Origin of the sequence: Propionivibrio sp. (assembly GCF_047602565.1) — a bacterium.
GTDB lineage: Bacteria > Pseudomonadota > Gammaproteobacteria > Burkholderiales > Rhodocyclaceae > Propionivibrio.
Genome location: NZ_JASGGX010000001.1, coordinates 2,402,559 through 2,414,904, shown reverse-complemented (window position 1 = coordinate 2,414,904; position 12,346 = coordinate 2,402,559). Strand labels below are relative to the sequence as shown.

Sequence of the window (12,346 nt, the reverse complement as noted above, 5' to 3'; positions counted from 1 at the left end):
GGCATCCTTCGGGAAAACCCTGGCGATTCAGGCCCACCAGCCCACGGGCGCGGAAGTGCCGGCCATCCCCCACAGGTCCAACAGTGCGACGACGGCCGCCGTCCGGCCGCCGAAGGCAATCAAGGTCAGGGCAATCATGGCCATCAGCAGCGGGATGAGAATCAGCGTCTGGTAGAAGGCCCGTTGAAGGACTCTGCCGATGAAACCCGCCGCGCCGATCACGAGCAGAATGAGCGAAATCGTGGCCCCATGCACCGCCGTGATCGTCTCCAGGAACGGCCGCACGTAGGGGAACAGCGAAAACTGCCCCATGAAAAGCAGGCTGCCGGCCAGCATGCCCACGGTGACGCCGGGGCGCCTGAACAGCGTGAACACCTTGCCGATGCCGGGCGCGCGCGCCACCGCCGGCATCGACCGGCCACGCTAGACGCTGACGATGACGTCGAGCGCATCGAAGTGGGCGTACACGTCGGCCTCCAACTCCAGCCGACGACCATCATCCGGAGGTGCCAGCAGACTGGCGACAAGGATTTTTTCGCCCGGCAATTCGATCTCTATCTCCGTGCGCCCCCCGCGCGTACGCTTTCCCGAAATCTTGCCGGCCAGGGTGTTTTGCCGGGGAAATTCAGCCATCGATTCCTGGTGATCTAAAGTCAGGGCAGACGACGGAATGAGGGCTGTCACTTGCTTCCCAACTTTCAATGCGAGGCGCCGAGTAGACTCGCCGTCGATTTGCGCCCTGATTTTCTGTCCGTCGCCCAGCTCGATTTCGATCTCGTCATCGTCGACGCCGCCGTGCAGGGCGGCAACGGTGCCTGTGAACTGATTCCGGTTGCTGGTTTGCAGTCCCGCTTTCAGGTTGACGTCATTCAAGTCCCCACACAGACCGTTCGCTTTCCGGCTCAGTTGGTCGACGAAACCCCGATGCTCCTGTTCGAACAACCGGAAGTTGGCAATCAATTGCCTGCCGCGCTCCGTCAGGTACGTGGTGCCGCCCCCTTTGCCACCCGCGATGCGTTCGACCAGGGGTTCGCCGGCAATCTTGTTCATGTGGTCGATCGCGTCCCAGGCGGCCTTGTAGCTCATTTTCATCGCCTTCGCGGCATGAGTGATCGAGCCATGTTCATCGACGAGTGAAAGCAGCCTGATGCGCCCCGAGCCGCCAAGATTATGGCCATCCGCCACCATCCAGAGGGCGCCGCGAAGCTGTATCGAATTATTGCCGGACATCGGTCGAGAGAGATGGGATTATTCAATCATGGCTTGAATAATAGCGCCCAAATCGGCGGAGCCGAGAGAAATGCCCGCCAAGCACCGGATCAAAGAAGTCTTGCCTGGCAGCCTGCATCAGGCGGCGAATCGACAGTCTTCATCCTTCGCCGTCAAGCTGCGGATCAGCAGCGAATCGCTGAAGTCACGTCGGGCTACCTTGCTCAAGCTCCGAACGAACGTGGTGACGCCACCCGACTCCAGGAAGAGGCAAGGCAACTGCCGATCCTTGCAGGCCGCCTTGACCCGGTAGTAGGCGGCATGGGAAACATTCCGGATCTGGCAGATAACGGCGTCGATGCCAGTCATCAGGTCATCGATGCGGCCGCCGTGCTCCTCGATCCCGCCATCGTGATGAACGAATTCGCCGCCGCTCTCCTCGACCAGGCGGCGGTAATGGTCGATCAGTCCGGGACGCCCCCCGATGCAGAGAATGCGCAGGCCGGCAAGACATCCATGGGTCAATGGACTGTCGGCAACGAGGCCCTCGGGGCTCGTTTCATCGTCCGCCGAACCGGCCTCCGGGAGGCTGTCCGCCGCAAACAGGCGTGGGATGGAGGCTTGTGCAAGGGCTTTTTCCAGTTCTCCGACGCGATTGCGGAGTTCGGTATTCCGTTTCTCCAGGGTAGCGGCTCGCTCCGACAAGGTGTCGTTGCGTTCACGCAAGGCGAGATTGCGTCTCTCCACGTCTTTGGCCTCGGCAAGCGATTTCTCCAGGCTCTCGTAATGTGCGATCCGGTCATCGCGTTCAGCCAAAGTGGATTCAAGCCGGCGTTTTTCCCGATGGGCCGTCTCGAGGCGATTCTTCAGGTCGTTCGATTCACGGCGAAGGGCGGCGTTTTCCGCATCGAGATCGACCAAGCGCTTTCGCTCTGAACGGTCCTGCGCCCCCAGGTGGTGCGAGAGCATGTGCAGATCGCCGTAGACCGTGACCTGCACGCTCTCGTCAGCTTCGGGATGCGTCCAGGCGGCCCACAGACTGCCTTGAATCCTCCCTTCCGCCAGCGCCTGCTGCCAAAGCGCCAATACCGCCGGACCGGTTTTCGCCTTGGCGAAGCGCTGGATGGAGGCTGCGTATCGTTCGTCGAGCGTCTTCTGGAGTTGCTGGGAGATGGTTCCCCGTGTTTCGCAGTGATTGACGAACAGCGCGTGCAATTCATACTCGGACATGCCGTTGGCGGCAATGCCGCATCGCTTCGAGAGCTTGCGGAGATCGGCGTCGACCAGGCACGTTCCGATCAGCGGGCAGTGCAGGTTGATCGGCAGTTCCCAAAGCTTGTGGCGCGTCCGGGGAAGCGGTCGCGACGAGGATGGCGGCGCGTCATCCGCGAACAGCCGAAGAATGGATTCCTCGGTGCGTGCCGCGGCCGTCTGGGGCTGGCTGAAGAAGAATTCGCCGGCCCTGGCGCTGGCATCCCCGGAAGTATTCGACGCATGCTCGTTTTTCATTACCGCCTCACGGAAAACGGGGTGGCCATCAGCTTGCAAACTGTGGCCCTTACCGATATATACGAGTCTATATATCGGTAAGGGCGCAGTCAAACAGTGGGAAAATCCTGTTCCGCTGGCAGACCTGCGTCGTCTGCCAGGACGTTTGAGGTAGCTGCGATCAGCATGGAGGATCATCGGGATGGCGAGGCCCCAAATTCAATTCACGCCGATAGGCGTCGTTCGGACCGAACACATTTGCGCGGAGAAAACGCCAATTCAACCTGTCTTTGCGCGCCAATGCGCCGGCCGGATAGAAGTCTTCCCGGAATTCGTCGATGGGCTGCGCGATCTCGACGGCTTTTCGCACATCCACCTGATTTATCACCTTGACCGGGCCGATTCCCCGAAATTGATAGTCAGGCCTTTTTTACAGGACGTGGAACGGGGCATCTTTGCGACCCGCTACCCGGCGCGCCCCAATCCCATTGGCCTCAGTGTCGTCGAACTGTTGCGCATCGATGGCGGCGTGATCCATTTCCGAGGGGCGGACATGCTCGACGGCTCGCCTTTGCTCGATATAAAACCCTTCACGTCGAAATTCGACTGCATAGAAGCGACTCGCAACGGCTGGTACGACGAGGTCGATACGGAAACCACACGGCGCAAAGGTCTACGGGAGTACGAACAGGCTGCGAAACCATGATTCGAGCACCGTCGAAACGGGCTCTGTCGGATCAGGTCCGGACTGCCGCAGTTCAGCGGGCCGGGTGAGTTTCGCCTGACCCGTTTTCATTTCGCGGCCACGCCGCCGGACCGCGCATTTTGCTCGACGCCAGGTTGGCGGCGGCGGTGCGTGTTTCCACTCCCAGTTTTTCGAAGATATGTTCCAGATGCTTGTTTACGGTTCTGGGGCTGCTGCCGAGTATTTCGCCGATGTCCTTGCTGGTCTTGCCCAGCGTGACCCAGTAAAGAACCTCGGCTTCGCGCGACGTGAGGCGGAAGGCCGCCACGAGCGACTCGATGGCGGAGGCGTCGTTCTCTTCCCGCAGGACGACGAGCCATTCTTCATCGCCCGTCTGATCGTGGAAGGAAGCCAGCAGGCGTCTGGAACCGCTCGTGCAGACCAGCTGGTTCGGAGAACGCCCCTGGGATTTGGCGGCGATCGCCTCATCGATCCAGGCCAGGAGCCGGGCCGGCGCATCTTTTCCGGAGACCGCGAAATAGCTGCTCAGGAGGGAGCGCGCCAGCGGTGTCTGCCAGACCAGCTTGCCGTCCGCAGCGCGAATGGCAACGGTCGCCTGGCCGAAGGCGTCGAGGGCGGTGCGCGCCTGCCGCATCTGCCGGGCGTTATGGACGTGGGCGCTGATCCGGGCCAGCACCTCGGCGGGCCGGATGGGCTTCGTCACGTAATCCGCGCCTCCGGCGGCGAAGGCGGCGACGACGTGTTCGGTCTCCGTCAGCCCGGTCATGAAGACGATGGGAATGTGGTGCGTCACGAAGTCGGCCTTCAGGCGGCGGGCGACTTCGAAGCCGTCCATGCCCGGCATCAACGCATCGAGCAGGATGACGTCGGGCAGGCTCTGCCGGGCACGCTGCAGCGCCGATTCGCCGTTGGTGGCGACCAGCACCGTATAGCCCGCCTCGTCGAGCGCATCGTGCAGCAGCGAGAGATTGGCCGGGATGTCGTCGACGATCAGCACGATGTCGGAAATGTCGCGTTCAAAGGTGTCCGGCGGCATCGCGGGCCTTTCTCAGGATTTCCTTCATCGCATCGAACCGGAACTGGCGCGCGTGGTCCCGCAGCACCGCGACGAACTCGCCCGAGGCGGGTTCGCCGCGTTCGATCTCGCCGAGCCTGTCGAGAATGCCGCGCACGTAGCCGAGATCTACCAGTTCGTCGAGCGCAACCAGATGATGGTGGCCGGGCGGAACGAGCGCGACCGGCGCCGACGGAAGCGCGGTTGCGGACGACGCGGGCGCCGCCGCCGTGACCCACTCCAGCGCCAGGGTGCGCCCGAGCCAATCGAGCAGTTCGCCGACGTGCAAGGGCTTGACGATGAAGTCGTCGCCGGAGATTCCCGCATCGTTTTCCTGGCCTTTCTCGAACGCATTGGCCGACAGGACGGCGATGTGGGCTTCGCTCAGGCGGCCGTGGCGGATGCGGCGGATGGTTTCCCAGCCGTCGATGCCCGGCATCGCCAGATCCATGAAGATCAGGTGCGGCCTGAAGGCCGGCAGCAGCTGCAGGCACTCGTCGCCGCTGGCCGCCTGTTCGACCTGGAAGCCGAGGGGGTCGAGCACGCTCTGCAGCATGTCGCGGTCGACTTTCTCGTTGTCGACCACCAGGATGCGGCGCCGGATGCCGACGTAGCCGATGCGGTTGGCTTTCGGCAATTCGCGCGGTTCCCGCATCGGGTGCACCTGTGGCAGAAAAAGCCGGATGCGGAAAGTGCTGCCCCGGCCGGGCACGCTCTGCACGGTCATTTCCCCGCCCATCAGCGTCGTCAGCATGCGCGCGATCGTCAGGCCAACGCCGCTGCCGCCGGCCTGCGCCGTGCGGCCGCGCACGAAGGGTTCGAAGATGCGTTCGATATCGTCGGGAGGAATGCCGGGGCCGGTGTCGCAAATCTCGAAAACGGCCACGTCATGGCGGAATTCGACACGGAAATCGATGCGTCCCGTGACGGTGAATTTGACGGCGTTGCCCAGCACGTTGATCAGGATCTGGCGCAGGCGCCGCTGATCGGTGCGCACGATGCCGGGCATCTCGCCGGAAGGCTCGTAATGGAAGCGCAGGCCTTTGTGGCGGGTCTGCAGTTCGAACATGCCGACGATCTGCCGCAGAAAATCCGGGAAATCGAACGGCCTGGATTCGAGCGTCATCTTGCCGCTCTCGATGCGCGCGATGTCGAGCGTGCCCTCGATGACGGACAGCAGGTGGTCGCCGCTCCGGCGGATGACGTTGACCGCCTGCCGTCGGTTGGGCGGGATCGACTCGTCATCGCCGAGGATCTGGGCATAGCCGAGAATGCTGTTGAGCGGGGTGCGCAACTCGTGGCTGATCGCCGAGATGTAGCGGCTCTTGGCCAGATTGGCCTGGTCGGCCATCTGCTTGGCCTTTTGCAGCAGTTCATCGGTGCGCTGGTGCGATTCGACTTCCTGCCTCAGCAGGCGGGTCTGGCGGTTCGATTCTTCCTGGGCGACCTGCCGGCTCTTGTGCGTCAGCGCCATCCACCAGGCGCCGATGCCGATGAAGACCAGCAGGGCCGCGAAGATCTTGACGAACGCCTGCCGCAGCTGGGGAATCAGGCCGGCCTGCTCCGGGGCGAGGGCCAGCACCTCGTGCGTATAGAGCAGGCCGAGCAGCCCGGCCAGCACGGGGACGAGCCCGCACATCAGGAGCAGATAGTGCACCAGCCCGGTGTCCAGATAGGGTACGACGGAGGCGGGGAGCAGACGGTGGAGCAGGCTCCGCCATTGCCCGGTCAGATTGGCGCCGGGTTTGCACAGGTCCTCGCAACGCGCGTCGAGCGAGCAGCACAGCGAACAGATCGTGCCGTCGTAGGCCGGGCAATGGGCGGTGTCGTCGCTTTCGTATTCGCGCTCGCAGATGCAGCAGCGTTGCGGCCCGCCCGCGGGCGGGGAGCTTCGCCGGACGAGATAATAGCGGCCGCCGGTCCACCAGGCGATCAGCGGAGAAGCGACCAGCGCCGTGAGCAGGGCGATGAACGAGGCATAGGGTTGCGCGGCCGTGCCGAACACGCCGCTGAAAGACATGATCGAGAGGGCGGAGGCCACGCCCATGGCGCCGACGCCCACCGGGTTGATGTCGTAGAGATGGCTGCGCTTGAATTCAATGTGCCGCGGAGAAAGCCCCAGGGGTTTGTTGATGACCAGATCGGCGACCACGGCCGCCATCCACGAAATGGCGATGTTCGAGTACAGGCCGAGAATCTGCCCGAGCGCCTGGAACACGTCGAGCTCCATGAGCAGCAGCGCGATCAGCGTGTTGAAGACCATCCACACGACGCGGCCGGGATGGCTGTGCGTCAGCCGCGCGAAGAAGTTGGACCAGGCCAGCGAGCCGGCGTAGGCGTTGGTGACGTTGATCTTGATCTGTGAAATGACCACGAACACGACGGTGGCGCCAACGGTCAGCGGGAAGCTGCTGAAGACGTGCGAAAAACCGATCAGGTACATCTGGTTCGGGTCGATGGCTTTTTCGGCGGGAACCGCGTTGCGCAGCGCCAGATAGGCCAGGAGGGCGCCGCCCAGCATCTTGGCGATGCCCGGAACGATCCAGCCGGGACCGCCGGCGACCACCGCCAGCCACCAGCGGCGCCGGTTTGCCGGCGTGCATTCGGGCATGAAGCGCAGATAATCGGCCTGTTCGCCCATCTGCGTCACCAGGGCGATGCCCACGGACAGCGCCGCGCCGAAGAGCGGCATGGAGAAGTCGCCGCCGAGGCCGTTTTCGCCGGGATAGCGGAACAGGCCGCGCAGCACCTCCGGCTCCTCGGCCAGCAGAAACGCGAAAGGCAGGATCAGCAGGGCCAGCCAGAGCGGCTGGCTCCACGCCTGCAGCCGGCTGATGGCCGTGACGCCGTGCGTGGCCAGCGGAATGACGATCACCGCGCAGATGAAATATCCCCAGGCCGGTGGAATACGAAAGGCGAGTTCCAGCGCATAGGCCATGATCGCCGCCTCAAGCGCGAAGAAGACGAACGTGAACGAGGCATAGATCAGCGAGGTGATGGTTGACCCGATGTAGCCGAAGCCGGCGCCGCGCGTCAGCAGATCCATGTCGAGCCCGTACTTGGCGGCGGCATGGCTGATCGGCAGCCCGATCAGGAAAATGATCAACCCGGTGGCCAGGATGGCCCAGAAGGCGTTGATGAAGCCGCTGCCGACCAGCATGGTCGCGCCGACGGCTTCCAGGACCAGGAAGGAGGAGGCGCCGAAGGCGGTGTTGGCGACGCGCATTTCCGTCCATTTGCGGAAGCTGTGCGGGGTGAAGCGCAGCGCATAGTCTTCGAGCGTCTCGTTGGCGACCCAGGTGTTGTAGTCGCGGCGAATCTTGATGACCCGCTGCAACGGCTCGCGCGGGGACGCGGGAGAGGACGGGCCGTTCATCGGCAGTCAGCCGAGCATGCCGCGTTCACGGATGAAGGCGAGCACGCGGTCCAGGCCCGCGCCGGTCTTCAGGTTGGTGAACACGAACGGCCGCGCGCCGCGCTGGGCCGTGGCGTCGCGGGCCATGACCTCCAACGAGGCGCCGACCAGCGGCGCCAGGTCGATCTTGTTGATGACCAGCAGATCGGATTTGGTGATGCCGGGACCGCCCTTGCGCGGGATCTTTTCCCCGGCCGCCACGTCGATGACGTACAGCGTGAGGTCGGAGAGCTCCGGCGAGAAGGTCGCGGCGAGGTTGTCGCCGCCCGATTCGACCAGGATCAGCTGCACCGTGGGGAAGGCGCGCTGCAGCCGGTCGATGGCTTCGAGGTTGATCGAGGCGTCCTCGCGGATCGCCGTGTGCGGACAACCGCCGGTCTCGACGCCCATGATGCGTTCGGGCGGCAGCGCCGAGTGCGCGACGAGGAATCTGGCGTCCTCGGCGGTGTAGATGTCGTTGGTGACCACCGCCATTTCGACGTGGTCGCGCAGCGCCTGGCAGAGCGCCAGGGTCAGGGCAGTCTTGCCGGAACCGACGGGGCCGCCGATGCCGACTCTCAAGGGGGACGTGCGGGCAGAGGACTTGGCGTTCATGGGATCTACGATCGGAAGAGTCGGGAATACTGCGTTTCATGGCGGGCGCAGCAGAGCGCGAACGCCGGGGTCAGGTTGCTCCAGTCGTTCTCGGACAGGACCAGGGCGGATTCCGCGATGGACGGCACCATCCGGCCCAGTTCGGTCAACAGCCGCTGGCCTGCGGCCTGGCCGAGCGGCACGGCCTTCAGCGCGGCCATCACCTGGTTTTCCAGCCATGACCACAGATAGCCGCAGAGCGCGGTGCCCGGATCGATCCGCCAGAGCGTGGCGAGACCGGACCAGGCGGTGGGAAAGGCGATCTCCGGCAAGCGCGCGAGTTCAGTGCGCAGCGCATCCAGCGCCGGATCGCGCAGTTCGGTCAGCAGGCGGCCGAACGAGAATCCCATCTGCACGGTCTCGGCGCGCAGTTCGGCGGATTCCCGGCTGGCCAGGAAATCGGCGTTGAGGCGGGCTATCGCCACCGCGTCGCCCGCGTCCCAGTGCCGCATCAGCCGGGCCACCAGCGGCGCTTCGAAGCGGCCGACGGCGAAGGCCAGGAGGTCGCCGATCCAGCGTCCGGCGCTCGGCTCGTCGCGGATGCGTCCCGACTCGACGGCCCATTCGAGCCCTTGCGAATAGGTGTAGGCGCCGACCGGCAGGACCGGGCTGGCGAGCTGCAGCAGGCGGACCAGGGCATGCCGGGAGTTCTCGTTCACGACTTGGCGCCCGGCTTGAATTCGTGGATTCTCGGCACCGAACGGTGCGGGCCGTGGCCGGGGTCGTGCAGCCGGGCGTGCTCGCGGTCGTGGGCGTCGTCCCCATGGTGATGATGGCCGGCCTGCGCACCATAGGCGCCCGGCTCGGGCTGGAACGGCGCCACGACGTCGGCGACCGCGCAGCCGAGCCCCCTGGCCATTTCGGCGAGCACGTGGTCGGCCTGGAAGCGGAGCGTGCCGCCTTGCCCGCTCGGCAGCAGCTGCACCGGCACGTGCCGGTTGCCCAGATGGTAGGCGGCGCGGGCGAAAAGCAGCGGCGTCCCGGCGACGGCCTCGATCAGCGTTTCCGGCGCGGCGAGTATTTCGACGACGGTGCTGCCGTCTTCCGCCAGCAGCCGGTCGCCGCCGCGCAGGTGGTCGCCGCGTTCCAGGAAGATGCCGGCCTCGCGGCCCGAGGCGAGCGTCACCTTCAGGCGGCTGCGCTTTCTTTCGTCATAGGGCAGGGCGGCCGAGTCGGTGGCCGGACGGTCGGTACGTCGATCGAGGATCAGCATGATCAGAACAAAAAATACCGCTGCGTCAGCGGCAGCGAACGCGCCGGCTCGCAGACCAGCAGTTCGCCGTCGGCGCGCACGGCATAGGTTTCGGAGTCAACGTCGATCCGGGGCGTGGCGCCGTTGAGCACCATGTCGGACTTGCGCAGCGTGCGCGTGCCGGCGACGGCGACCAGCGGCTTTTCCAGGCCGAGCGCCTGCACGGCCGGATTTTCCAGCGCCGCCCGCGAGACGAAGGTCACCGAGGTCTTCAGCGCCTTGCCGAAGCTGCCGAACATCGGCCGGTAGTGCACCGGCTGCGGTGTCGGGATCGAAGCGTTCGGATCGCCCATCGCGGCGGCGGCGATCATGCCGCTTTTCAGGACGAGCGACGGCTTGACGCCGAAGAAGGCCGGCCGCCAGAGCACGAGGTCGGCGAGCTTGCCGGCCTCGACCGAGCCGACCGTGTGCGCGATGCCGTGGGTCAGCGCCGGATTGATGGTGTACTTGGCGATGTACCGTTTGACGCGCAGGTTGTCGTTGCGCGCGCCGTCGCCCGGCAGCGCGCCGCGCTGCGCCTTCATCTTGTGCGCGGTCTGCCAGGTGCGCATGATCACTTCGCCGACGCGGCCCATGGCCTGCGAGTCGGAGCTCATCATCGAGAAGGCGCCGAGGTCGTGCAGGATGTCCTCGGCGGCGATCGTTTCGCGGCGGATGCGCGATTCGGCGAAGGCGATGTCCTCGGCGATCGCCGGATCGAGGTGGTGGCAGACCATCAGCATGTCCAGGTGCTCGTCGATGGTGTTCACCGTATAGGGCATCGTCGGGTTGGTCGAACTCGGCAGCACGTTGGGCAGCCCGGCGGCGCGGATGATGTCCGGCGCATGGCCGCCGCCCGCGCCTTCGGTGTGGAAGGTGTGGATCGTGCGGCCCTTGAAGGCGTCGATGGTCGCTTCGACGAAGCCCGATTCGTTGAGCGTGTCGGTGTGGATGGCGACCTGCACGTCCATTTCATCGGCGACCGACAGGCAGCAGTCGATGGCCGCCGGCGTGGTGCCCCAGTCTTCGTGCAGTTTCAGGCCCATCGCCCCGGCGACGACCTGTTCGCGCAGCGCCTCCGGCAGGCTGGCGTTGCCCTTGCCGAGGAAGCCGAGGTTCATCGGGAAGGCTTCCGCCGCCGAGAGCATGGCATGCAGGTGCCACGGGCCCGGCGTGCAGGTGGTGGCGAAGGTGCCCGTGGCCGGGCCGGTGCCGCCGCCGAGCATGGTGGTGACGCCGGACATCAGCGCCTCCTCGATCTGTTGCGGGCAGATGAAGTGGATGTGGCTGTCGATGCCGCCGGCGGTGACGATCATGCCTTCGCCGGCGATGACTTCGGTGCCGGGGCCGACGACCATCGTGACGCCCGGCTGGATGTCCGGGTTGCCGGCCTTGCCGATCGCCGCGATGCGCCCGTCCTTGATGCCGATGTCGGCCTTGACGATGCCGGTCACCGCGTCGACGATCAGGGCGTTGGTGATCACGGTGTCGACGCTGTCCTGCGACACGCGCTGGCTCTGGCCCATGCCGTCGCGGATGACCTTGCCGCCGCCGAATTTCACTTCTTCGCCGTAGATCGTGCAGTCCGCCTCGACCTCGACGATCAGGTCGGTATCGGCCAGGCGCAGCCTGTCTCCGGTCGTCGGGCCGAACATTTCGGCATACGCCTGGCGGGAAATCCGCGTGCTCATAAGCGCCCCTGGATCATGCCGCGAAAGCCGTAGACCGCACGTTCGCCCGCCAGCGCGACGAGCCGCACGGTGCGCGTCTGGCCGGGCTCGAAGCGCACGGCGGTGCCGGCGGCGATGTCGAGGCGGAAGCCGCGCGCCGCGGCGCGGTCGAACGACAGCGCGGCATTGGTCTCGTGAAAGTGGTAGTGCGAGCCGACCTGGATCGGGCGGTCGCCGGTGTTGGCGACGGCCAGCGTCAGCGTCGGCCGGCCGGCGTTGAGTTCGAGTTCGCCGGTTTCGACGAACAGTTCACCGGGGATCATCGCCGCCTCACAGCACGGTGGAGAGCACGAGGCCGCCGCCGACCACGGCGACCAGCTGGCCGAGCCGCAGCGCGAGCCGCGGACGGTGCTTCAGCACGACGTGGGCGAACGCCATGCCGATGCCGTGCAGCAGCGCCGAGCCGAGCAGCATGCCCGCCATGATCGCCGCGCCGTGTCCCAGCTCGCCGCCGTGCGCCATGCCGTGGCACAGCGCGAAGCCGCCGATCACCGCGAGCGCCGCGGCCAGGCCCATGCGCAACGGCAAGGCGAGCATGACGCCGAGCGCGAGCACCGAGGCGGCGACCAGCGGTTCCAGCTGCGGCACGACGAGGCCGTATCGGCCGAGCGCCGCGCCGGCGGCGAGCACGGCCATGAAGACGAGCGGCGCCGTCCAGGCGCGGCGCCCGTTCAGCACGCTCCAGGCACCAACAAGCAGCATGGCTAGCAGGTGGTCCGCACCAAAAAAGGGATGCGCGAAGCCATCGACGAACCCTTGTCCGCCGTGACCCGTATGGGCCGCCGCGGCGATAGGCAAGAGGGCGGCAAGCAAGGCAAGCGCGCGGGAATTTCGAATCATCGTCAGCTCCTGTCGGTAGGTGAATTCGGAAATGGGCGGC

Annotated in this window: 12 protein-coding genes; 1 reads left to right on the top strand and 11 read right to left on the bottom strand. The window is 65.5% G+C overall.

Going from position 1 to position 12,346, the window contains the following annotated elements:
• Positions 1–27 precede the first annotated feature (27 nt).
• From QM701_RS11295 to QM701_RS11285, 3 genes are all read right to left on the bottom strand, one after another.
• Positions 28–411: a hypothetical protein gene (locus QM701_RS11295; RefSeq protein ID WP_415167159.1), complete on the bottom strand. Its 384-nt coding sequence runs from the start codon at positions 409–411 to the stop codon at positions 28–30.
• A gap of 12 nt (positions 412–423) precedes the next feature.
• Complete coding sequence (locus QM701_RS11290) at positions 424–1,230, bottom strand: TOBE domain-containing protein (RefSeq protein WP_415167158.1); 807 nt, start codon at positions 1,228–1,230, stop codon at positions 424–426.
• A 117-nt stretch (positions 1,231–1,347) separates the two neighbouring features.
• A complete protein-coding gene (locus QM701_RS11285; RefSeq protein WP_415167157.1) occupies positions 1,348–2,718 on the bottom strand; it encodes a DUF2325 domain-containing protein in 1,371 nt (456 codons plus the stop codon).
• Positions 2,719–2,899: 181 nt separating this feature from the next.
• Between QM701_RS11285 and tsaA the strand changes: the two genes are divergently transcribed.
• Complete coding sequence (tsaA, locus tag QM701_RS11280; protein ID WP_415167156.1) at positions 2,900–3,403, top strand: tRNA (N6-threonylcarbamoyladenosine(37)-N6)-methyltransferase TrmO; 504 nt, start codon at positions 2,900–2,902, stop codon at positions 3,401–3,403.
• Between the two features lie 52 nt (positions 3,404–3,455).
• Here tsaA and QM701_RS11275 read toward each other — a convergent pair whose 3' ends face one another.
• Genes QM701_RS11275 through QM701_RS11240 form a run of 8 tightly spaced genes read right to left on the bottom strand, consistent with a single transcriptional unit; the run spans position 3,456 to position 12,306 of the window.
• Positions 3,456–4,439: a response regulator gene (locus QM701_RS11275; RefSeq protein WP_415167155.1), complete on the bottom strand. Its 984-nt coding sequence runs from the start codon at positions 4,437–4,439 to the stop codon at positions 3,456–3,458.
• On the bottom strand, positions 4,420–7,833 hold the full coding sequence (locus QM701_RS11270) for an ATP-binding protein (protein ID WP_415167154.1): 3,414 nt from the start codon (positions 7,831–7,833) through the stop codon (positions 4,420–4,422). The genes QM701_RS11275 and QM701_RS11270 overlap by 20 nt, the downstream gene beginning before the upstream one ends.
• Before the next feature lie 6 nt (positions 7,834–7,839).
• The gene (gene ureG / locus QM701_RS11265; RefSeq protein WP_415167153.1) at positions 7,840–8,466 is read right to left on the bottom strand and encodes an urease accessory protein UreG; all 627 of its coding nucleotides are present in this window, start codon (positions 8,464–8,466) and stop codon (positions 7,840–7,842) included.
• A gap of 5 nt (positions 8,467–8,471) precedes the next feature.
• Complete coding sequence (locus QM701_RS11260) at positions 8,472–9,164, bottom strand: urease accessory protein UreF (protein ID WP_415167152.1); 693 nt, start codon at positions 9,162–9,164, stop codon at positions 8,472–8,474.
• The gene (ureE, locus tag QM701_RS11255; protein WP_415167151.1) at positions 9,161–9,718 is read right to left on the bottom strand and encodes an urease accessory protein UreE; all 558 of its coding nucleotides are present in this window, start codon (positions 9,716–9,718) and stop codon (positions 9,161–9,163) included. The genes QM701_RS11260 and ureE overlap by 4 nt, the downstream gene beginning before the upstream one ends.
• Before the next feature lie 2 nt (positions 9,719–9,720).
• The gene (ureC, locus tag QM701_RS11250; RefSeq protein WP_415167150.1) at positions 9,721–11,427 is read right to left on the bottom strand and encodes an urease subunit alpha; all 1,707 of its coding nucleotides are present in this window, start codon (positions 11,425–11,427) and stop codon (positions 9,721–9,723) included.
• Entirely contained in the window at positions 11,424–11,729 is a 306-nt protein-coding gene (locus tag QM701_RS11245; RefSeq protein ID WP_415167149.1) for an urease subunit beta, read from the bottom strand. The genes ureC and QM701_RS11245 overlap by 4 nt, the downstream gene beginning before the upstream one ends.
• A gap of 7 nt (positions 11,730–11,736) precedes the next feature.
• Positions 11,737–12,306, bottom strand: coding sequence for a HupE/UreJ family protein (locus tag QM701_RS11240; RefSeq protein WP_415167148.1), 570 nt, complete (start codon positions 12,304–12,306; stop codon positions 11,737–11,739).
• Positions 12,307–12,346 lie beyond the last annotated feature (40 nt).